The following is a 20,087-nucleotide window of genomic DNA, read 5'->3' as shown; positions in this document are numbered from 1 at the left end:
GCCAGCCGCCCTCAGAGCAGGTAGGATGTACGCCTATTTTACGGGTGGCATGGTTAATGAAATTCAAGGATCTTCGGGATTTCGTGCAGCAACTTGAGCAGCGCGGAGAGTTGAAACGTATCCAGATGCCGATTTCTCCGGTGCTGGAAATGACTGAGATTTGCGACCGCACCTTGCGCAGCAAGGGCCCGGCGCTGTTGTTCGAAAAACCGACTGGCTTTGACATTCCGGTACTGGGCAACCTGTTCGGCACCCCCGAGCGTGTGGCCTTTGGCATGGGCGCCGAGTCGGTCAGCGAACTGCGTGAGATCGGCAAGTTGCTGGCCTTTCTCAAGGAGCCCGAGCCGCCCAAGGGCTTGAAGGACGCCTGGTCGAAGCTGCCGATCTTTCGCAAGATCATTGCCATGGCCCCCAAGGTGGTCAAGGACGCGGTATGCCAGGAAGTGGTCATCGAGGGCGATGATGTAGACCTGGCCATGCTCCCGGTGCAGACCTGCTGGCCGGGCGACGTTGGGCCGCTGATTACGTGGGGCCTGACCGTCACCAAGGGCCCGAACAAGGACCGCCAGAACCTCGGCATCTACCGTCAGCAAGTCATCGGCCGTAACAAGGTGATCATGCGCTGGCTGAGCCACCGTGGCGGCGCTCTCGACTTCCGGGAGTGGTGCGAGAAGCATCCCGGCCAGCCATTTCCGGTTTCAGTGGCTTTGGGCGCCGATCCGGCCACCATCCTCGGCGCCGTGACGCCTGTGCCCGACAGCCTGTCCGAATACGCCTTCGCCGGTTTGCTGCGCGGTAACCGCACCGAATTGGTCAAGTGTCGCGGTAACGACCTGCAAGTGCCGGCCACCGCCGAAATCATCCTCGAGGGCGTGATTCACCCGGGCGAGATGGCCGATGAAGGCCCTTACGGCGATCACACCGGCTACTACAACGAAGTCGATAGCTTCCCGGTGTTTACCGTCGAGCGCATCACCCATAGGGTCAAGCCGATCTACCACAGTACCTACACGGGCCGTCCGCCGGATGAGCCGGCCATCCTCGGCGTGGCGCTCAACGAAGTGTTCGTGCCGATCCTGCAAAAGCAATTCCCCGAAATCACCGACTTCTACCTGCCGCCGGAAGGTTGCTCGTACCGCATGGCGATCGTGACCATGAAGAAGTCGTACCCGGGACATGCCAAGCGGGTCATGTTGGGTGTGTGGTCGTTTTTGCGACAGTTCATGTACACCAAGTTCGTTATCGTCACTGACGACGACATCAATGCCCGTGACTGGAACGACGTGATCTGGGCCATCACCACGCGCATGGACCCCAAGCGCGACACGGTGATGATCGATAACACGCCGATCGACTACCTCGACTTCGCCTCGCCGGTCTCGGGGCTGGGCTCGAAAATGGGCCTGGATGCCACCCACAAGTGGCCGGGTGAGACCACTCGCGAGTGGGGCCGGGTGATCGTCAAGGATGAAGCCGTCACGGCGCGTGTCGATGCGATCTGGAAAGAATTGGGAATAGATTGATGCGTGTAACCCTGCAACCTTCCGGCGCTGTGCTGGAGCTGGACCCTGGCGAGCGAATCCTCGACGGCGCACGTCGCCTGGGCTATGAGTGCCCCCAAGCCTGCCGCAATGGTGTATGCCATGTGTGTGCGGCGTTGCTGGTGGAAGGGCGGGTACGCCAAGCCGGCGAGGTGCGTGATCATGGTGAATTCTTCACCTGTATTGCCGAACCCTTGGAGGACTGCGTTGTGTTGTGGGATGGGGTACTGGCGCCGGGGGAGTTGCCGTTGCGCAAATTGTCGTGCCAATTGATTGAGTGCTTAGACGTCGGCGGCGATGTGTGGCGTGTACGCCTGCGTGCCCCGGCGGGCAAGGCAGTGCGTTACCACGCCGGGCAATACCTGATGATCGAGCGGGCGAATGGCGAGAAATCGGCGTTTTCCCTGGCATCGGCGCCCCATGCCGGACGTGAGCTGGAGCTGCATGTGCTGGCCCGCGAGGACAGCGCACGCAACCTCATTGAACAATTGCAGTGCAACCAGATGGCCCGCGTCGAACTGCCGTTCGGCGACACCCACCTGGCCGAGTTGCCGGACGGGCCGCTGGTGCTGATGGCCGCCGGCACCGGCATGGCGCAGATGCACAGCCTGATCGAGCACTGCCGGGCGTCCGGCTTCAAGCACCCGGTGCACCTGTACTGGGGCGTGCGTCGCCCGGAAGATTTTTACCAGATCGAGCATTGGGAGCAATGGCAGCAATTGCCCAACCTGTTCCTGCACAAGGTGGTCAGCGACCTGTGTGGCTGGGAAGGCCGCTGTGGTTTGCTGCATGAAGCGGTGTGCGAGGACATTGCCGACCTCAATAGCGTGCATGTCTATGCCAGCGGTTCGCCAGCGATGATCTACGGCACCCTGGACGCACTGGTCAACGCCGGAATGGATGCGCACCGTATGCGCGCCGATGTGTTCGCCTACGCTCCACGGCCCTAAAGACTCAAGCTGAATCCATGTGGGAGCTGGCTTGCCTGCGTAGCGGTCTGTCAGCCAACACCGCTATCGCAGGCAAGCCAGCTCCCACAGTAGACACGTGCCGTGTCAGTGTCAGAACCGTACGCCGGTCGTCACCATCGCTGCATTGAACCCCAGCAGCACCAGCTCCGCCGCCACCGGCCCATAGTGGGTACCCACCGACGGAATGATCACCGGCGCTACGCCGAATCGGTTCAACGGAATCTTGTCGCGATACTCGCCGCGATAGCCCTGGAGCAGCCCGCCGGTCAATTTCGCATACACCGGGTAGTCGGCCATGTCATAGCGCTTGCCCGCATAGGCGTAGTAAGAGCGCTGGCGGAACGAGTTGCGAAAGGTCACCCCGCCATACACCAGGCCCGACGCCTCGTTGCGTTCCAGGCCGATCAAATCCTGCTTGTTGTTGTGCTCCGGGTCTGGCGCAAAGTGCCGGGTGTAGACACTGGTCTGGGCATACCAGAAGCCCTTGTCATCGGCAGGTGGGGTTTCGGTAGCCAGTGCGGTGGTGGCCTGGGCCAGGAACAGCAGGCCAGGCAGGCGGAATTTCTTCATGGAGCGACCTCGATAGTCGATGTGATGAGCGGCTAAGTGGGTCGTGATGTGTGCGCTATTTTGACTGCTTGGCGCGTACCCAGGCTGAACCGGGGCTGAAATTACCGAAATTACCGGTTTAGATCCTGACGAGTGGGCGGGTGCGCTTATGCTTTTGCTTATTCTTTTAAGGTATTTATTCTGGCTGATAAATGTCTTTAAGCTATATGGCAACGGGCTACCGACTTCATCAACAGTAACCAATCACTGACCGCCACCGCCGCCAGCCGGATCGATCATACGAACTCAGAGTGTTGCAGTTCTATTCTTGATTCAAAGGGGAGCGGTATGGGGAGCTACAGGAAACACACGCTATACACGGCGATTTTGTCGGCCAATTTGCTGACCGTTGTGGGGTTCAATCCAGTACAGGCAGACGAAACAGCCGCCGCCGATGCGCCCAGGCTCGACACGGTGATCGTGACCGGCACCCGCGCCCAAGAGCGCACGGCCAGTGCTTCGCTGTCGCCAATCGATGTGATCTCCGGTGAGACGCTACGCAGCACCGGCTCCGACGAACTGGGCGCCGTATTGGCGCGCTTGATTCCGTCGATCAACTTCCCACGGCCAAGCCTGGTGGATGGCGCCGAACTGGTGCGCCCGGCGCAGTTGCGCGGCTTGTCGCCGGACCAGGTGTTGGTGCTGGTCAACGGCAAGCGCCGCCATACCAGTGCCTTCGTCAACCTGGGCGGTGCCGTTGGGCGCGGTTCGGCCCCGGCGGACTTGAACGCGATCCCGCTGTCGGCGGTGGACCATATCGAAGTGCTGCGCGATGGTGCTTCCGCACGTTACGGCTCTGATGCGATTGCCGGGGTGATCAATGTGATCCTCAAGCACGCCGACCATGGCGGCTCGATTTCCACCAAGTTCGGCGAGTACAAGAAAGGCGACGGCATTCAGCGTAATGTCAGCGGTAATACTGGCCTGGCGTTGGGCGACAGCGGCTTTATCAACCTGTCGGCCGAAGGCGCCGACAACGATTACACCAACCGCGCCGGCAACGATTACCGCCCAGGTAGCATTGGCTCCACCACCTACGGCCAGCGTGTGTTCCGTCAAGGCGAGCCGGCCACCAATGAAGGCAAGTTCCAGTTCAATTCGGAATATTCCTTCAGCGATGCAGCCGAGTTCTACACCTTTGGTGGCTACAGCAAGCGCCGCGGTGAAACAGCGGCGTTCTACCGGGCCAGCAACGCTTCCAATAACATCCCTGCACTGAACCCCGACGGCTACCTGCCGCTGATCAAGGGCAACCTGGAAGACACTTCACTGGTGGTGGGCCTGCGCGGCCTGCTGGCCTACGACTGGCATTACGACTTGTCGGCCAACTACGGCAAGAATCAGTACGAGCTGGGCACCGAAACCATCAACACCTCCCTGGGCCTGGCGACGCCGCGCAAGTTCAACAACGGCACCCTGAGCAACGACCAGAAACAAGTCAGTCTGGACCTGTCCCGTGAATTCGACGTGGGCTTGCTGCCATACCCGGTCTCCGTGGCGTTCGGCGGTGAATACCTGCATCAGGGCTACGAAATCGAAGCGGGCGAGCCTGCCTCCTATTACCAGACCGGCAGCTCGGGCCTGGGTGGTTTCCGCGACGCGGATGCCGGTACCAGTACCCGGCACAACTGGGCGCAATACCTGGACCTGGAAACCAATTTCACCGAAAAACTCAGTGTTTCGGCCGCTGTGCGCCATGAGGATTACAGTGACTTCGGTTCAAACGTCAGCGGCTCGCTGTCAGCCCGCTACGACTTCACCCCGCAGGTGGCCTTGCGCGGCAGCATCTCCAACGGTTTCCGTGCGCCGTCCCTGGCCCAGCAGAACTTTGCCTACACCTCGTCGCAGCTGATCGGCAGCACCATCCAGGAGGCTGGTACCTTCCCGGCCAACAGCCAGGTGGCCCGCCTGCTGGGTGCCGAGGACCTCAAGGCCGAGAAGTCGCGCAACTACAGCCTCGGCCTGGTGCTGGAGCCGGCCGATGACCTGACCGTCACGCTCGACGTGTACCGCATCGATATTCGCGACCGTATCAGCCTGTCCTCCAACCTCAATCTCAACCCGGCGACGGTTGCCTACCTGCAAGCCAATGGCGTCGGCAATATCAACTACACCACCGCCCGGTACTTCACCAACGCCACGGACACCAGCACCGATGGGGTCGATCTGGTGGCCAACTATCGCTACCAGTTTGATAACGGCATCCGTTGGAACAGCACCCTGGGCTATAACTACAACCACACCAAAGTAACCGACGTGAAAGCCAACCCGGCGATTCTCGACAGCCTGGGGGCCAACCTGGTACGGGTTGATCGTCGTGAGCGTATCGGTTTGCTCGGCGACACCACGCCCCAGCACAAACTGAGCCTGGGCAACGACTTCACCTTTGGCCAGTGGGCGCTGCACAGCAACCTGGTGCGCTATGGCGAGTTCACCAGCTATCAGGCGGACAAGATCAACGACCAGACTTTCAAGGCCGCCTGGGTGCTGGACCTGTCAGCCGACTACAAGCTCAAGAGCTGGACCTTTACCCTGGGGGGCGACAACGTTACCGACAAATACCCAGAGAAGGTCAATGCCTACGCCAGCAGTGGCGGCAATCTGGCCTATAGCACTTTTTCGCCGTACGGTTACAGCGGCGCGTTTTATTACGGTAAAGTCGCTTACAACTGGTAACACACAGGAGGCGCACCGCTTTTCGCCATGACCGCCATTGAAACCGATCTTTTGCAGTTGGCTTACCCTCCGCGGCTCGATCTTGGGCCGCAACTCACTCACGAACAATTAATGAGCTCGATGCAGGCCACTATGGCCCGGCACAAGGGTGGGCCAGTGTGGCTGTTTGCCTATGGTTCGCTGATCTGGCGCCCTGAATGTTCGTCGACCGAACGGGTGCGCGCACGGGTTCATGGTTATCACCGCGGCTTGTACCTGTGGTCCCACGAGCACCGGGGCACGCCGGAGTTGCCGGGGTTGGTGTTCGGGCTGGATCGCGGCGGGTCCTGCAGCGGGTTTGCCTACCGCTTGCCGGAAGACCAGTTGGAGGCCTCGCTGTACGCCTTGTGGCAGCGCGAGATGCCTTACCCTTCTTATCGGCCACACTGGCTCAGTTGCCGGTTGGAAGATGGCAGTACCGTGCAGGCGTTGGGGTTTGTGTTGGAGCGGCACTTGCCCAGCTACGCCGGCAACTTGCCCGATATTGTGCTTAATCACGTGCTGCAAAGCGCTTGCGGGCGTTACGGCACCACTCGCGATTATGTCGAGCAGACCGTGAACGCCCTGCGTAGCCACGCCATGCCAGATAAGAACCTGGAGGCGCGGCTCAAGCGTTGTGCCAAGGATTGCCCGGGTGCTTAACGCGCCGAGCTGACGCTGTTGGTGTGCCACAGCGTAGGAATCAAGAACGCGATCGCCAGTACGCAGGCACCGACCAGTAACACGAACCCACCGTCCCAGCCGAAATGGTCAACCGTGTAGCCCATGGCCGCACTGGCTGCCACCGAACCACCCAGGTAACCGAACAAACCGGTGAAGCCCGCTGCGGTGCCGGCGGCTTTCTTCGGTGCCAGTTCCAGCGCCTGCAGGCCGATCAGCATTACCGGGCCGTAGATCAGGAAGCCGATGGAGAACAGCGCGATCATGTCGATCATCGGGTTGCCCGGCGGGTTGAGCCAGTAAACCAGGGTCGCCACAGTTACCAGAGCCATGAACACGATACCGGTCAGGCCGCGGTTGCCACGGAAGATCTTGTCCGACATCCAGCCGCACAACAACGTGCCTGGGATACCGGCCCACTCATAGAAGAAATACGCCCAGGACGACTTATCGACCGTGAAGTGCTTGGCTTCTTTCAAGTAGGTCGGCGCCCAGTCCAATACGCCGTAGCGCAACAGGTAGACGAACACGTTGGCGAAGGCGATGTACCACAGCATTTTGTTGCGCAGCACGTACTTGACGAAGATTTCCTTGGCGCTGAATTCGTCTTCGTGGCTGGCGTCGTAGCCTTCCGGGTAATCGTTCTTGTACTGCTCGATCGGTGGCAGGCCCACCGATTGCGGAGTGTCGCGCATGGTGATGAAGGCAAACGCCGCCACCGCCAGGGCCACCGTGGCCGGCACATAGAACGCCGCATGCCAGTCGTTGAACCACGCCATGCCCAGCAGGAACAGCGGGCCGATCAGGCCACCGCCGACGTTGTGCGCCACGTTCCATACCGACACCACGCCGCCGCGTTCTTTCTGCGACCACCAGTGCACCATGGTCCGCCCACTTGGCGGCCAGCCCATGCCTTGGGCCCAGCCGTTGATGAACAGCAGGATGAACATCATGGTTACGCTGGACGTTGCCCAAGGCGCGAAACCGAAAATGAACATCACACCCGCTGAAACCAGCAGGCCGAAGGGCAGGAAGTAGCGTGGGTTGGAGCGGTCGGAGACCAGGCCCATGAGAAACTTGGACAAGCCGTAGGCAATCGCAATCGCCGACATCGCCAGGCCCAGTTCACCGCGGGTATAACCCTCGTCGATCAGGTAGGGCATGGCCAGGGAGAAGTTTTTGCGCAGCAGGTAATAGCCGGCGTAACCGAAGAAAATACCGGCAAAGATCTGCCAGCGCAGGCGTCGGTAGGTACTGTCTATTTTTTCTTCAGGCAGGGGCGCCTGGTGTGCGGCAGGACGAAAGAAAGCAAACATTCAAGAGCTCCAAATTTCTTGTTTTGACTGCGGATGCGAATGTTACAGTTTCGTTACCGAAAATAGCATCGCCTCTTATCTGCAAACACAGGAAAGGGGAGCAATCGCATGTTCTTTTACGAACATGTCGCTAATAGATAAGTATGGGTCGTGATCAGTTCTCTTGAGCACTGGGGATCAAAATGTGGGAGGGGGCTTGCTCCCGATAGCGGTGGTTCAGTCACTCATGGACTCACTGACCGACTCCTATCGGGGGCAAGCCCCTCCCACATGGACCGCATTTCAAATCTGTCAGCGGGTTTGTACGACAACCTTGCCAACCGCCTTGCGTTGCCCCAGGTCATCAATCGCCTGGGCCGCCTGCTCCAGCGGATACACCTGCGACACCAATGGCCTCAACTTGCCCTCGGCATACCACGTGAACAACTGCTGAAAATTCGCCGCGTTATCCTGCGGCTGGCGCTGGGCAAACGAGCCCCAGAACACCCCCACTACCGCCGCGCCCTTGAGCAATGCCAGGTTCACCGGCAGTTCAGGAATGCGCCCGCTGGCAAACCCCACCACCAGCAGGCGGCCGTTCCAGGCGATGGCGCGGATGGCCTGGTCAAACAGATCTCCGCCCACTGGGTCGTAGATCACATCGGCGCCATTGCCGTCGGTCAGGCGCTTGACCTCGTCCTTGAGGCTGGCTTCGCTGTAGTTGATCAGCTCATCGGCGCCGGCCGCCTTGGCCACCGCGAGTTTGTCGGCGCTGCTGGCGGCCGCGATCACCCGGGCGCCCATGGCCTTGCCGATTTCCACGGCGGCCAGGCCCACGCCCCCGGAAGCGCCGAGCACCAGCAGGGTTTCGCCGGGTTGCAGGTTGGCGCGCTGTTTGAGCGCGTGCATCGAGGTGCCGTAGGTCATGCTGAAGGCGGCAGCGGTGTTGAAGTCCATGCTTGGCGGGATCGGCAGCACGTTATAGCCGGGCACCGCGACCTGCTCGGCAAAGCTGCCCCAGCCGGTCAACGCCATTACGCGGTCACCGACTTTCAGATGGCTGACTTTCTCACCCACTTCACTGACCACACCCGCCGCTTCGCCACCGGGTGAGAACGGAAAGGGCGGCTTGAACTGGTACTTGCCCTCGATGATCAGGGTGTCCGGGAAATTCACCCCGGCTGCGTGTACGTCCAGCAGGATCTCGTTCTTCTTGATCGCAGGGCTGGCGATTTCTTCCAGCACCAGGGTTTCGGCGGGGCCGAAGGCTTTGCACAGCACAGCTTTCATCGGACTATTCCTTTTGGCGTCGTGGCCGATAAGTGTAGGAGGGTACGCCCGCGGGTCAACGAGCATGCCCGGGCCTGATAAGCCGCCATAAGCTTGTGCTCAGCCTTGCTAGCGTTATGCTACCGGGCAACCGAATTCGAGGAATGAACTGTGAAAGCGTGGATCCTGTTGATGCTGGCCCTGACATTGCCGATGGCTGTCCAGGCCGAAGAGGCCAAGGAAGGCGAGGCGCCGAAGGTCAGCTATATCAGCCTGACGCCGCCATTCGTAGGCAACTATGGCCTGGATGGCACGGCGAAGCTCAAGGTGTACAAAGCCGACATCGCCCTGCGCGTAACCGGCACCGAAGCCGCCGCGGCGGTCAAAGCCAACGATCCACTGATTCGCAATCAGTTGGTGGCGCTATTCACCCAGCAGACCAGCGAGGCCATGAGCACCGTTGAAGGCAAGGAAAAACTGCGCCAGGAAGCCCTGAAACAAACCCAGCAAGTGATGAACGATGAGACCGGCAAGCCGGTGGTCGAAGACCTGCTCTTCAACAACCTGATCATCCAGTAAGTCGCTGCGCGACTTTCTCGCAAGCCCACTCCCACATTGAAATGAAATCCCCTGTGGGAGTGGGCTTGTCCGCGATAGCTGTCGGTCAGGCGCCTCAAGACGCCAGACTCTTCCTGAACCGCGCCAACGCCACCGCAAAAAACACCAAGCCAATCCCCGCCAGCGCCAGCAAATCCGGCCACACCACGCTCACCCCAGCATCCCTGAATAAAATCGCCGCACTCAAACTCACAAAGTGCGTCGACGGCGAACCCTGCATCACCCACTGCAGCCACTCGGGCATGCTGTCCAGCGGCGTACTGCCGCCAGAGAGCAACAGCATCGGGATGATCACCGGGATCGCCAGCAGGCCGAACTGCGGTGTCGAGCGGGCGAGGGTAGCGAGGAAGATCCCCAGCGCGGTGCTCGCAAACAGATACAACGCCGTCACCAACAGGAACAGGCTCATGGAGCCGGCCAACGGCACGCCGAGCAAGCCTTTGACCACCAGTTCCAGGGACAGCCACGTACACAACACCACCACCAGCATGTTGCTCCAGATTTTTGCCAGCATGATCTCCAGCGCGGTCAGGGGCAGCACCAGCAGGTGATCGAGGGTGCCGTGCTCGCGTTCGCGCAGCAGGGCGGTGCCGGTCAGCACGATGGCGAGGATGGTGATGTTGTTGACGATCTGGATCACCGCCAGGAACCAGCCACCTTCGAGGTTGGTATTGAACAGCGCCCGGGTGGTCAGCAGGGCCGGGGCTTTGCCGGCAGCGTCGGCCTGGCCGCTGTAGGTCAGCAGTTCGCGTTGGAAAATCCGCCCGATGTAACCGGCGCCCATGAAGGCCTGGCTCATTGCCGTGGCATCGACGTTCACCTGCACGCCCGGCTGGCGCCCCGCCAACAGATCGGCCTGGAAATTCGCCGGTACATTGACGACGAAGGTGTACTGACCGCTGTCCATGACCTTGTCCAGCTGGTCGTAGGCCAGTGGCGCCGGCGCTTGGAATTCTGGCGGCTGCAGGGCCTCGGCCATTTGTCGCGAGAGCGCACTGTGATCTTCATCGACAAAGGCCACGCTGGCGTTGTGCACGCCAATCACCGAGCCGGCAGCGGGCATATAGATCGCCACGGTGAAGGCGTAGAACAGAAACAGCAGCAACACGCTGTCGTGGCGCAGGCTGGTGAGTTCCTTGAGCCCCAGGCGCAGGATATGGGCGAGTTTGTGCATCAGGCCTCCTGCTTCTTGAGCATCACCAGGCTCAGCCCGGTGAAACCGACGAAAAACCCGAACAACGCCAGGCACTGCGGCCACAACTGGCGCAGGTCCAGAGCCTTGGTGAAGGTGCCCACCGCAATATCCAGGAAGTGCCCGGCGGGGAACAGCATGCCCATCAGTGCCGCTGCGCCTTCCAGGGAGGAGCGCGGCACGATCAGCCCGGAAAACTGGATAGTCGGCAGGCTGGTGATGATCATGGTGCCGAGGATCGCTGCGATCTGGGTGCGGGTGAATGCCGAGATCAACAGGCCCATGCTCGTGGTCGCCAGCACGTACAACAGGCCACCGAAAGCCAGGGTCAAGCCGCTGCCTTTGAACGGTACACCGAACAACCAGCGGTTCATCGCCACCAGCAGCGCCAGGTTGACCAGGCTGACGGCGAGGTAGGGCGCCTGTTTGCCCAGCAGGAACTCCAGGCGTGTCAGCGGCGTGGCGTAGAAATTGGTGATCGAACCCAGCTCTTTTTCGCGCACGATGCCCAGGGCGGTGAGCATCGCCGGGATAAATGCCAGGATCAGCGCCATCACGCCTGGGCCGATAGCGTTTACGCTGACGACGTCCTGGTTGTAGCGAAAGCGTGTTTCCAGCTTGACCGCGGCTTGTGTGCTGCGGGGCAGGCTGCTCAATTCGGCCAACTGCTGGAGATTGCCTTGGTGTACCGCTTCGACGTAGTTGCGGCTGGTTTCGGCGCGAAACGGCATGCCGCCATCGATCCATGCAGCCACGGTCGGTTGGCGCCCGGCGTACAGGTCGCGGCCAAAACCCGGTGGGATTTCCAGGGCCAGTTTGATTTCCGAGCGTTGCAGGCGCCGGTGCAATTCATTGGCGTCGCGGATGGGGGCTTGCTCGGCGAAATAACGTGAACTGCGAAATGCTTCCAGGTAGGCGCGGCTTTGTGGAGTCTGGTCCTGGTCGTAGACGGCGAAGGCGAGGTTTTCCACATCCAGGGAAATGCCGTAGCCGAAGATCACCATCATGAACATCGCCCCGAGCAAGGCAAAAGCCATGCGTACCCTGTCGCGCAGCAACTCCTTGCCTTCGCGACTGGCCACGGCCAACCACCGTGCCAGGCTGAAACCGCGTTTGCTCACCGGTGGCGCGTGGGTGTCGTTGACGGTTGCCCGGGGGGCTGCGGGTTCGGGTTCTCCTTGGGCCTGTTCCAGGCAGGTGACGAAAGCCGCTTCCAGGGTGTCGCCGTGGAACTGCTGTTGCAACGCCTCGGGTGTGTCGCAGGCCAGCACTTTGCCGGCATGCATCAAGGAGATGCGGTCGCAGCGCTGGGCTTCATTCATAAAGTGAGTGGACAGGAAGATGGTCACACCTTGTTCCCGCGACAACTCGATCAGCAACCGCCAGAAATCATCCCGCGCTGCCGGGTCGACGCCCGAGGTGGGCTCATCGAGGATCAGCACTTCCGGGCGATGCAGCACCGCAACCGCCAAGGACAAGCGCTGGCGCAGGCCAAGGGGTAACTCGCCGGAGGGCTGGTCGGCGATTTCACCGAGGTCGAAGCGTTGGATCAATTCAGCAATGCGCGGGCCGCTGTCGGCCTTGGGCAGGTCGAACAGTTGCGCATGCAGCACCAGGTTCTGGCGCACGCTCAGCTCGCCATACAGCGAGAAGCTTTGCGACATAAAGCCCACGCGCTTGCGGGTCGCCAGGTCCTTGGCGTCTACCGGTTTGCCCAGCAGGATTGCACTGCCCTCGGTGGCCGGCATCAGCCCGGTCAGCACTTTCATGGTGGTGGTCTTGCCGCAACCGTTGGAACCGAGGAAGCCGAAGATCTCGCCGCGGCCAATGGCAAAGCTGACCTTGTTCACCGCGGTGAAATCGCCAAAGCGCAGGGTCAGGTCGTGGGCTTGAATGGCGATATCGGCGTTGCCGCCTGTGCGCGGTGGAATTACCAGTGGCTGGTTGTCGTGGGCACTGTCGCCCTGGAAGTGGGTGAAGGCCTCATCGAGCTTGCCGCTGGGCGTTATCGTCGCCAGTTCGCGGCTCAGTCCATCGGCGATCAACCTGCCACGGTCGAGCATCAGGCAATGCTCGAATTGCTCGGCCTCTTCCATGTAGGCGGTGGCCACCAGCAGTGTCAGTTGCGGGCGCTCACTGCGTACGCTGTCTACCAGTTCCCAGAAGCGTCGGCGTGACAGCGGGTCGACGCCGGTGGTGGGCTCGTCGAGGATCAACAGGTCCGGATCATGGATCAGCGCGCAGCACAGGCCGAGCTTCTGCTTCATACCGCCGGAGAGCTTGCCTGCCGGGCGCTCGGCAAAACGTGCGAGGTCGGTGGCGAGCAGCAGGTTGTGCATGCGCTGGTCGCAATCGGCTTTCGACAGGCCGAACAAGGTGGCGAAGAAACGGATGTTCTCGCTGATGGACAACTCGGGGTACAGGTTACCGCCCAGACCCTGGGGCATAAAGGCGATGCGCGGGTACAGGCTGTTGCGATGGCGACGGTCTTGGATAGAACCGCCGAGCACCTGCAACTGGCCCACCTGCAGCTTCTTAACCCCGGCGATCAACCCCAGCAGGCTCGACTTGCCGGCGCCGTCCGGGCCGATCAACCCGCAGCGGGTGCCAGCCGGCAGGCTGAAGGCGATGTCGAGCAGTGCCTGTTGCTTGCCGTAGCGGTGGTTGATCCCCGTGGCGTGCAGCGCCAGGCCGCTCATTGCAGGTTGGCCGGCCAGTCGATATGGGCTGTGCGCACATAACCCGCGCCGGGCATGCCCGGCTTGGCTTGCGGCACGGCGCTGGGTTGAGTCAGGTGCAATTTGACGCGGAACACCAGTTTCTGCCGCTCATCGCGGGTTTCCACTTCCTTGGGGGTGAACTGGGATTTGTCCGCGACAAAACTGATTTTGGCCGGCAACGCCTGCTGCGGCAGGGCATCGAGCAGGATGCGTGCTTCACTGCCGACGGTCAGACGACCGGTGACGGAGGCGGGCAGGTAGAGGTTCATGTACTGGTCATTGGGGTCAATCAGCAGCAACACGCGCCCACCCGCGCCGAGCACTTCACCTGGCTCGGCCAGGCGCAACTGGATGATGCCGTCGATGGGCGCACGCAGGCTGCTGTCATCGATTTCGCTGGTGAGCTGGGCGACCTGGGCCTGGGCCGCACCGATGGCGGCCTTCACTGCGTTGACTTGGGCTTGGGCCGCGATCACCGCCGCATTGCCGGTGTTCTGGCGTGCTTGTTGCTGGTCGATCAATTGGCTGCTGGCGAAGCCGCGCCGGTACAGCTCCTGGGTACGCTTGAGTTCCTGGCTGGCCAGCAATTGCTCGCTTTGGCGCAACTGCACGTTGGCTTCGGCGGCGGCGAAGTTTTCCTTGGCGCGCAACACCTCGGCTTCGGCTTGGGCGCGCTGGGCTTCCAGGGTGCGGGTGTCCATACGCGCCAGCAGCTGGCCCTTGAGCACTTTGTCGCCTTCATCCACGCGTACTTCGGCCAGGCGCCCGGGGATCTTGGCGGCGATCTGCACTTCGGTGGACTCCAGCCGCCCGTTACCCATGCTCAAGCCTTCGGGCAGGCGGTCCTGGGTCGAGCGCCAGTAACCAAAGGCCCCGGCCCCCAGCAACAGGACGATCAGGGCGGAGGCGAAAAGACGGGAGGTGCGGTGGTTCGTAGACATGGCTGCATCCTGCGGCGTTAGCGTCCCAGTGTGACGGGTTTACCCCGTGAGGGTCTTGATATCGGTCAGTTAAAGCAGATGAAGGATGGCCGCCCACTGTTCAGGCGTGACCGCCATGACCGAAAGCCGGCTGCCTTTCTGCACCAGCGGCATTTCGGCAAGGGCGGTTTGCTGCTTCAAATCGCCCAGGCTCAGCACCTTGGGGAAGGTTTTGACGTGGGCCACGGTGATTGCGCTCCACGGGTTTTTCTCTGCGCTGGCCTTGGCGTCGAAATAAGGGCTGTCGGGTTCCAGGGCAGTAGGGTCCGGGTAGGCGGCCTCGATGATTTTGCCGATGCCGGCAATACCGGGCTGCGGGCAACTGGAGTGATAGAAGAAAAATTCATCGCCCACGGCCATCGCCCGCAGAAAGTTGCGCGCCTGATAGTTACGCACCCCATCCCAGCGCGCTTGGCCGAGCGTTTCCAGGCCGGTGATGGAGAGTTCGTCGGGCTCGGATTTCATCAGCCAGTAGGCCATTTTTGGGCTCCTGAAAAAGGCATTGGGCAAGTTGTCGGGCAATTCCATCACAAACCGACAGTCGGTTGGCGTCAAGGTTTGCGTGTTGGTTCACGTTGCCGCAGAATGCGCGCTTTTAGGCTTGACGCAGCTGCAACGGACTACTTTGGAACGTTGTTGTCATCGTGTACGAGATGCCTGAAGGGGGGCAATCGATGCAACGTAAACCGGATTTACTATGGATTTTGGTTATTTTGTTTGGTCTGGGCGTCGTGACCACCGGTTATGCCCAGAGCCTGTGGTCGAACAAGACCGATGCACCGGTTGAACTGGCTCAGCAGCAGCCACAACCGTTCAAGCGTTAACTCGAAGCATTAACTAAGGCGCCGCTGTTTCCAGCGGCGTTTCTGCGACATACCACTGCTTATCGGTCACCGTCCCCGCCAACGGCACATCCCAGCTTGCCTGCGCCAGTCGCCCGACTTTCTGGCATTCGTGGGCCAGCCCCAGCAGCGTCGGCTTGCGCCAGCTATGGCGGCGGGCCAGATAGGCCAGGCTGCGGTCGTAGAACCCGCCGCCCATGCCCAGGCGCCCGCCCACATCATCGAAGCCCACCAGCGGCAACAGCACCAAATCCAGCGCCCACACCTGGCGTTGGCGATGGGCATTGACCCGTGGCTCAAGAATGCCAAAGCGGTTGGGCAACAACTTTTCCCCAGGCCGCACGCGCTGGAACACCATCTTGGTGCGCGGCCAGGCGCTCAGTACCGGCAGATAGGTGGCCTTGCCCCGGCGCTGGGCTGCACGCAGCAGCAAGCGCGGATCGATTTCACCGTCCGTCGGTAGATATAAGGAAATATGTTTGGCCCGGCGTAACAGCGGGTGCTGTGCCAGTTGCCGATACACCCCAAGGGCGGCCTGGCGCTGCTCGCTCGGCGTGAGTGCCCGGCGGGCTTTGCGCAACATGCGTCGAAGTTGCGGACGGGAAAGCGGCGCAGGTTCGGTCATGGTTTTTCGGCTCATAAAACAATGCCAGTCCTGGGACTGGCATTGAGTTTGGAAATTCAGGCTCCCCGACAGAGCCGCTGTCGACTTAGCCCTTGAACCCGAAAGTTCAAGGTGGAAGAAGCAGTAGGCTTTAAGGCTTTCCGTCTAGCGGACATGCACACCAGCCCAACGTGCAACTTCCAGGGTAGTGCGAATCGGCTCAGGGACATCGCCGACTGGCAAACACGCCAGGGAGTGACGCGAGTATACCTTAAACAGACTCGGCAATCAGCCCTTGGGTGTGTCTGAATCGGTAGAAAGCACCAGATCCACGCGCTCCAGCAGGTCACGTACCTGCTCGCGGGTCGAGCCGCTGGCCTGTACGTCAGGGCGTTCCTGCTTATGCAACAGGTCGTGGGTAATATTCAGCGCGGCCATCACGGCGATGCGGTCGGCGCCGATGACTTTGCCGCTGCTGCGGATTTCACGCATCTTGCCGTCCAGATAGCGGGCAGCACTCACCAGGTTGCTGCGTTCTTCCTGGGGGCAGATGATCGAATATTCTTTGTCGAGGATCTGCACGGTTACGCTATTGCTTGAACTCATGAGTCTTGCTCCAAGGCCTTCAGGCGCGAAATCATCGATTCGACCTTACGCCGGGCGATTTCGTTTTTTTCAATGAGGTGAGCGCGTTCCTCGCGCCAGGTCTTTTCCTGAGCTAATAGGAGTCCGTTTTGACTCTTTAGTTGCTCGACCCGATCAATTAGCAGTTCGAGTCTGGCCATCAGCGCTTGCAGGTCGGTGTCTTCCATTGGGTTCCACTGGATTTGTCTGATGAATGGCAACTGCAGGATAAACGATCTGACGCCCTCGATAGTCTTGGTGCGTCTGCCGGTGCTAGGATACAGCGCTCCATTCTAGACATTGCGCCGTCTGGCGCCTAGCTCACCATGCCCATTCAGAATTCCCCGTACGACGCTTTTTCCAAACTGCTGAGCACCAGCGGTCACCCATGCTCGCCTGCCGAACTGCACGGCGTGCTGTTGGGCCGCAGTTGCACCGGTGTGGGCTTTGATGCCGACAACTGGCTGGCTGATGTAGCCGAGCTGCTGGAAACCGAACCCAACGAAAACGTGCGCAACGCGTTGATTGGCCTGCAAGAGATGGTCAAGGGCGAGCTGACCGGTGACGACGTCACCGTGGTCCTGCTGCTGCCGACCGATGACGCGCCGCTCACCGAGCGCGCTGCCGCCCTGGGCCAGTGGTGCCAGGGTTTCCTCCACGGTTTCGGCGTTAACGCCGGCGGCCTGGAGCTGAGCACCGACGCCAAGGAAGTGCTGCAGGACCTGGCAGCCATCTCCCAGGTGCAAGATGCCCTGGAAGAATCCGAAGACGGCGAAGGCGACTACATGGAAGTCATGGAATACCTGCGCGTCGCGCCGTTGCTGCTGTTCACCGAGACCCGAAAGTCCGCTGAACCGGTCGCGGCCAAGCCGTCGTTGCACTAAGAAAGGAAGCCCATCTGCCCATGATTCATATCCCCAAAGCGGAATACACCCGTCGCCGCAAGGCGCTCATGGCGCAGATGGAACCCAACAGCATCGCGATCCTGCCGGCTGCCGCCGTGGCCATCCGCAACCGCGATGTCGAGCACGTGTACCGCCAGGACAGCGACTTCCAGTACCTGAGCGGCTTTCCGGAGCCCGAGGCGGTGATCGTGCTGATGCCCGGTCGCCAGCACGGCGAATACGTGTTGTTCTGCCGTGAGCGCAACGCTGAACGCGAGCTATGGGATGGCCTGCGCGCCGGCACTGAAGGCGCGATCCGTGACTTTGGCGCCGACGACGCATTCCCTATCACCGATATCGACGACATCCTGCCCGGCCTGATCGAAGGCCGCGACCGGGTATATTCGGCCATGGGCAGCAACGCCGAATTCGACCGGCATGTGATGGAGTGGATCAACGTGATCCGTTCCAAGGCGCACCTGGGCGCCCAGCCACCGAACGAATTCGTTGCCCTGGATCATCTGCTCCACGATATGCGCCTGTATAAATCGGCGGCAGAAGTGAAGGTGATGCGCGAGGCGGCGCGAATTTCCTGTGCTGCCCACGTGAGGGCAATGCAGGCCAGCCGTGCCGGGCTGCATGAGTTCAGCCTGGAAGCCGAGCTGGATTACGAATTCCGCAAGGGCGGCGCGAAAATGCCGGCCTATGGCTCCATCGTCGCCGCCGGGCGCAACAGTTGCATCCTGCATTACCAGCAGAATGACGCGCTGCTCAAGGACGGCGACCTGGTGCTGATCGACGCCGGTTGTGAGATCGACTGCTACGCCAGCGACATCACCCGCACCTGGCCGGTCAACGGCAAGTTTTCGCCTGAGCAAAAGGCGATCTACGAGATTGTGCTGGCCTCCCAGGAAGCCGCCTTCAAGCAGATCGCGCCGAACAAACATTGGAACCAGGCCCACGAGGCGACCGTGCAGGTCATCACCGCCGGGCTGGTGAAGCTGGGGCTGCTGCAAGGTGACGTTGACGAGCTGATCGCCAGCGAGGCCTACCGCGCTTTCTACATGCACCGCGCCGGCCACTGGCTGGGCATGGATGTGCATGATGTGGGCGAGTACAAGGTCGGCGGTGAATGGCGGGTGCTGGAAGTCGGCATGGCCTTGACCGTGGAGCCGGGCATCTATATTTCCCCGGATAACCAGAACGTGGCAAAGAAATGGCGTGGCATTGGCGTACGCATCGAGGACGACGTGATAGTGACCAAGCAAGGCTGTGAAATCCTGACTGGCGGCGTGCCCAAAACCGTTGCCGAGATCGAAGCGCTCATGGCGGCTGCCCGATGAGCCGGGTCAACCTGGCAATCATCGGCGGCGGCCTGGTGGGCGCCAGCCTCGCCCTGGCGTTGCAGGCCGGGGCCAAGACGCGGGGTTGGAAGATCGTGTTGATCGAGCCCTTTGCGCCGGGTGACAGCTACCAGCCGAGCTACGATGCGCGCTCTTCGGCGCTGTCGTTTGGCGCCCGCCAGATTTACCAGCGCCTGGGCTTGTGGCAGGCCATCTCCCAGCGTGCCGAGCCGATCAAGCAAATCCATGTGTCGGACCGTGGGCGTTTCTCCACGGCACGTTTGTCCGCCATGGAAGAGGGCGTGCCGGCCCTGGGCTATGTAGTGGAAAACGCCTGGCTCGGCCAATGCCTGTGGCAAGGCCTGGACAAGGACGTGGTGAGCTGGCGCTGCCCGGCGGAAGTCACACGCATGGAACCACTGCCCGATGGCTATCGCCTGACCCTCAACGATGAAACCGTGCTGGAGTGCGACCTGGCGGTACTGGCCGATGGCGGCCGCTCCGGTTTGCGTGAGCAACTGGGCATTGGCGTGAAGACTCGGCCCTACAACCAGAGCGCACTGATCGCCAACATCACTCCGAGCGAAGCCCACAATGGCGAAGCGTTCGAGCGCTTTACCGATGAAGGGCCGATGGCCTTGCTGCCGCTGCCGGACAACCGTTGCGCGCTGGTCTGGACCCGCATCGGCATGGACGCCCAGCGCCTGGCCAGCCTTGACGAGCGAAGCTTCCTGAGCGAATTGCAGGGTGTGTTCGGGTATCGCCTGGGCACCCTCAAGCAGGTGGGTGCCCGTCACCTGTACCCGCTGACCCTGGTGGAAGCCGAAGAGCAAGTGCGCTCGCACCTGGCGGTGCTTGGCAATGCGGCGCACAGCCTGCACCCGATTGCCGGGCAGGGCTTCAACCTGTCCCTGCGCGATGCCAATGCCTTGGCCGAGGCGTTGCTGGCCGGGCCGGCCGTGCCGGGCGACCTGGCGACCCTGCAAGGCTATCGCGAGCGCCAGCGTCTGGACCAGCAACTCACCGTGGGTTTCTCCGACCAGGTCACGCGCCTGTTTGGCAGCGGCCAGCCGTTGATGGCGCTGGGTCGCAACCTGGGCCTGCTGGGCCTGGACCTGTTGCCGCCGGCCAAACGCTGGTTCGCCCGCCAGGCCATGGGCCTGGGCACGCGCGCCGATGTCTGAACCGGCCCACTACTTTATCGGCGGCCTGTGCCGCAC

At 61.3% G+C, this 20,087-nt stretch carries 19 protein-coding genes and 1 other RNA gene; 9 read left to right on the top strand and 11 right to left on the bottom strand.

What is annotated here, in order from left to right:
• Positions 1–56 precede the first annotated feature (56 nt).
• Both ubiD and ASD70_RS17250 read left to right on the top strand, forming a co-directional pair.
• On the top strand, positions 57–1,523 hold the full coding sequence (gene ubiD, locus ASD70_RS17255; RefSeq protein ID WP_043046945.1) for a 4-hydroxy-3-polyprenylbenzoate decarboxylase: 1,467 nt from the start codon (positions 57–59) through the stop codon (positions 1,521–1,523).
• On the top strand, positions 1,523–2,491 hold the full coding sequence (locus ASD70_RS17250) for a CDP-6-deoxy-delta-3,4-glucoseen reductase (RefSeq protein ID WP_046070025.1): 969 nt from the start codon (positions 1,523–1,525) through the stop codon (positions 2,489–2,491). The genes ubiD and ASD70_RS17250 overlap by 1 nt, the downstream gene beginning before the upstream one ends.
• A 111-nt stretch (positions 2,492–2,602) precedes the next feature.
• On the opposite strand, the gene ASD70_RS17245 is transcribed toward ASD70_RS17250, so the two are convergent.
• The gene (locus ASD70_RS17245) at positions 2,603–3,082 is read right to left on the bottom strand and encodes a sn-glycerol-3-phosphate transporter (RefSeq protein WP_046070024.1); all 480 of its coding nucleotides are present in this window, start codon (positions 3,080–3,082) and stop codon (positions 2,603–2,605) included.
• A 327-nt stretch (positions 3,083–3,409) separates the two neighbouring features.
• On the opposite strand from ASD70_RS17245, the gene ASD70_RS17240 reads away from it, so the two are divergent.
• Both ASD70_RS17240 and ASD70_RS17235 read left to right on the top strand, forming a co-directional pair.
• The gene (locus ASD70_RS17240) at positions 3,410–5,797 is read left to right on the top strand and encodes a TonB-dependent receptor plug domain-containing protein (protein WP_056847008.1); all 2,388 of its coding nucleotides are present in this window, start codon (positions 3,410–3,412) and stop codon (positions 5,795–5,797) included.
• Positions 5,798–5,824: 27 nt separating this feature from the next.
• Positions 5,825–6,478, top strand: coding sequence for a gamma-glutamylcyclotransferase (locus tag ASD70_RS17235; RefSeq protein WP_046070022.1), 654 nt, complete (start codon positions 5,825–5,827; stop codon positions 6,476–6,478).
• On the opposite strand, the gene glpT is transcribed toward ASD70_RS17235, so the two are convergent.
• Together glpT and ASD70_RS17225 are read right to left on the bottom strand one after the other, a co-directional pair.
• On the bottom strand, positions 6,475–7,812 hold the full coding sequence (gene glpT, locus ASD70_RS17230; protein ID WP_043046949.1) for a glycerol-3-phosphate transporter: 1,338 nt from the start codon (positions 7,810–7,812) through the stop codon (positions 6,475–6,477). The genes ASD70_RS17235 and glpT overlap by 4 nt on opposite strands.
• 291 nt (positions 7,813–8,103) lie before the next feature.
• Positions 8,104–9,081, bottom strand: a complete 978-nt coding sequence (locus tag ASD70_RS17225) for an NADPH:quinone oxidoreductase family protein (RefSeq protein WP_056847007.1) — start codon at positions 9,079–9,081, stop codon at positions 8,104–8,106.
• Positions 9,082–9,231: 150 nt separating this feature from the next.
• Between ASD70_RS17225 and ASD70_RS17220 the strand changes: the two genes are divergently transcribed.
• Positions 9,232–9,639, top strand: coding sequence for a flagellar basal body-associated protein FliL (locus tag ASD70_RS17220; RefSeq protein WP_046070020.1), 408 nt, complete (start codon positions 9,232–9,234; stop codon positions 9,637–9,639).
• A gap of 94 nt (positions 9,640–9,733) precedes the next feature.
• On the opposite strand, the gene ASD70_RS17215 is transcribed toward ASD70_RS17220, so the two are convergent.
• The 4 genes from ASD70_RS17215 to ASD70_RS17200 all read right to left on the bottom strand — a co-directional run bounded on the left by ASD70_RS17215 (position 9,734) and on the right by ASD70_RS17200 (position 15,050).
• A complete protein-coding gene (locus tag ASD70_RS17215) occupies positions 9,734–10,852 on the bottom strand; it encodes an ABC transporter permease (RefSeq protein ID WP_046070019.1) in 1,119 nt (372 codons plus the stop codon).
• Positions 10,852–13,569: a ribosome-associated ATPase/putative transporter RbbA gene (gene rbbA / locus ASD70_RS17210; RefSeq protein WP_046070018.1), complete on the bottom strand. Its 2,718-nt coding sequence runs from the start codon at positions 13,567–13,569 to the stop codon at positions 10,852–10,854. The genes ASD70_RS17215 and rbbA overlap by 1 nt, the downstream gene beginning before the upstream one ends.
• Complete coding sequence (locus ASD70_RS17205) at positions 13,566–14,531, bottom strand: HlyD family secretion protein (RefSeq protein ID WP_056847006.1); 966 nt, start codon at positions 14,529–14,531, stop codon at positions 13,566–13,568. The genes rbbA and ASD70_RS17205 overlap by 4 nt, the downstream gene beginning before the upstream one ends.
• A 69-nt stretch (positions 14,532–14,600) precedes the next feature.
• Positions 14,601–15,050 carry an EVE domain-containing protein gene (locus ASD70_RS17200; protein ID WP_046070016.1) on the bottom strand — a complete coding sequence of 150 codons (450 nt, stop codon included), beginning with the start codon at positions 15,048–15,050 and terminating at the stop codon, positions 14,601–14,603.
• Between the two features lie 194 nt (positions 15,051–15,244).
• Here ASD70_RS17200 and ASD70_RS29140 point away from each other — a divergent pair, with 194 nt between their 5' ends.
• Positions 15,245–15,394: a hypothetical protein gene (locus tag ASD70_RS29140; RefSeq protein ID WP_010207387.1), complete on the top strand. Its 150-nt coding sequence runs from the start codon at positions 15,245–15,247 to the stop codon at positions 15,392–15,394.
• A gap of 13 nt (positions 15,395–15,407) precedes the next feature.
• Here ASD70_RS29140 and ASD70_RS17195 read toward each other — a convergent pair whose 3' ends face one another.
• From ASD70_RS17195 to ASD70_RS17185, 4 genes are all read right to left on the bottom strand, one after another.
• Entirely contained in the window at positions 15,408–16,037 is a 630-nt protein-coding gene (locus ASD70_RS17195; RefSeq protein ID WP_056847005.1) for a 5-formyltetrahydrofolate cyclo-ligase, read from the bottom strand.
• A gap of 58 nt (positions 16,038–16,095) precedes the next feature.
• A non-coding RNA gene (gene ssrS / locus ASD70_RS28460) (6S RNA) lies at positions 16,096–16,274 on the bottom strand.
• A 30-nt stretch (positions 16,275–16,304) separates the two neighbouring features.
• Entirely contained in the window at positions 16,305–16,622 is a 318-nt protein-coding gene (locus ASD70_RS17190; RefSeq protein ID WP_034116333.1) for a cell division protein ZapA, read from the bottom strand.
• On the bottom strand, positions 16,619–16,828 hold the full coding sequence (locus tag ASD70_RS17185) for a TIGR02449 family protein (protein ID WP_003177365.1): 210 nt from the start codon (positions 16,826–16,828) through the stop codon (positions 16,619–16,621). Before ASD70_RS17185 ends, ASD70_RS17190 begins: the two co-directional genes overlap by 4 nt.
• 138 nt (positions 16,829–16,966) lie before the next feature.
• Between ASD70_RS17185 and ASD70_RS17180 the strand changes: the two genes are divergently transcribed.
• Genes ASD70_RS17180 through ubiH form a run of 3 tightly spaced genes read left to right on the top strand, consistent with a single transcriptional unit; the run spans position 16,967 to position 20,051 of the window.
• On the top strand, positions 16,967–17,524 hold the full coding sequence (locus ASD70_RS17180) for a YecA/YgfB family protein (protein ID WP_043046957.1): 558 nt from the start codon (positions 16,967–16,969) through the stop codon (positions 17,522–17,524).
• Positions 17,525–17,544: 20 nt separating this feature from the next.
• Complete coding sequence (gene pepP, locus ASD70_RS17175) at positions 17,545–18,867, top strand: Xaa-Pro aminopeptidase (RefSeq protein ID WP_046070014.1); 1,323 nt, start codon at positions 17,545–17,547, stop codon at positions 18,865–18,867.
• Positions 18,864–20,051: a 2-octaprenyl-6-methoxyphenyl hydroxylase gene (ubiH, locus tag ASD70_RS17170; RefSeq protein ID WP_046070013.1), complete on the top strand. Its 1,188-nt coding sequence runs from the start codon at positions 18,864–18,866 to the stop codon at positions 20,049–20,051. Before pepP ends, ubiH begins: the two co-directional genes overlap by 4 nt.
• Positions 20,052–20,087: the final 36 nt, after the last annotated feature.

Origin of the sequence: Pseudomonas sp. Root569, from assembly GCF_001427465.1 — a bacterium.
In the GTDB taxonomy this organism is placed as follows: Bacteria; Pseudomonadota; Gammaproteobacteria; order Pseudomonadales; family Pseudomonadaceae; genus Aquipseudomonas; species Aquipseudomonas synxantha.
The sequence above is the reverse complement of the archived record's forward strand: the minus strand, read 5'-3'. Positions and strand labels throughout refer to the sequence as shown.

Bases quoted from the DNA above. Each gene is read 5' to 3' on its own strand.
- ASD70_RS17215 (WP_046070019.1), bottom strand. From the start codon at position 10,852: ATGCACAAACTCGCCCATATCCTGCGCCTGGGGCTCAAGGAACTCACC.
- ubiD (WP_043046945.1), top strand. From the start codon at position 57: ATGAAATTCAAGGATCTTCGGGATTTCGTGCAGCAACTTGAGCAGCGC.
- ASD70_RS29140 (WP_010207387.1), top strand. From the start codon at position 15,245: ATGCAACGTAAACCGGATTTACTATGGATTTTGGTTATTTTGTTTGGT.
- rbbA (WP_046070018.1), bottom strand. From the start codon at position 13,569: ATGAGCGGCCTGGCGCTGCACGCCACGGGGATCAACCACCGCTACGGC.
- ASD70_RS17190 (WP_034116333.1), bottom strand. From the start codon at position 16,622: ATGAGTTCAAGCAATAGCGTAACCGTGCAGATCCTCGACAAAGAATAT.
- ASD70_RS17235 (WP_046070022.1), top strand. From the start codon at position 5,825: ATGACCGCCATTGAAACCGATCTTTTGCAGTTGGCTTACCCTCCGCGG.
- ASD70_RS17250 (WP_046070025.1), top strand. From the start codon at position 1,523: ATGCGTGTAACCCTGCAACCTTCCGGCGCTGTGCTGGAGCTGGACCCT.
- ubiH (WP_046070013.1), top strand. From the start codon at position 18,864: ATGAGCCGGGTCAACCTGGCAATCATCGGCGGCGGCCTGGTGGGCGCC.
- ASD70_RS17195 (WP_056847005.1), bottom strand. From the start codon at position 16,037: ATGACCGAACCTGCGCCGCTTTCCCGTCCGCAACTTCGACGCATGTTG.
- ASD70_RS17240 (WP_056847008.1), top strand. From the start codon at position 3,410: ATGGGGAGCTACAGGAAACACACGCTATACACGGCGATTTTGTCGGCC.
- ASD70_RS17205 (WP_056847006.1), bottom strand. From the start codon at position 14,531: ATGTCTACGAACCACCGCACCTCCCGTCTTTTCGCCTCCGCCCTGATC.
- pepP (WP_046070014.1), top strand. From the start codon at position 17,545: ATGATTCATATCCCCAAAGCGGAATACACCCGTCGCCGCAAGGCGCTC.
- ASD70_RS17245 (WP_046070024.1), bottom strand. From the start codon at position 3,082: ATGAAGAAATTCCGCCTGCCTGGCCTGCTGTTCCTGGCCCAGGCCACC.
- ASD70_RS17200 (WP_046070016.1), bottom strand. From the start codon at position 15,050: ATGGCCTACTGGCTGATGAAATCCGAGCCCGACGAACTCTCCATCACC.
- ASD70_RS17180 (WP_043046957.1), top strand. From the start codon at position 16,967: ATGCCCATTCAGAATTCCCCGTACGACGCTTTTTCCAAACTGCTGAGC.
- glpT (WP_043046949.1), bottom strand. From the start codon at position 7,812: ATGTTTGCTTTCTTTCGTCCTGCCGCACACCAGGCGCCCCTGCCTGAA.
- ASD70_RS17185 (WP_003177365.1), bottom strand. From the start codon at position 16,828: ATGGAAGACACCGACCTGCAAGCGCTGATGGCCAGACTCGAACTGCTA.
- ASD70_RS17225 (WP_056847007.1), bottom strand. From the start codon at position 9,081: ATGAAAGCTGTGCTGTGCAAAGCCTTCGGCCCCGCCGAAACCCTGGTG.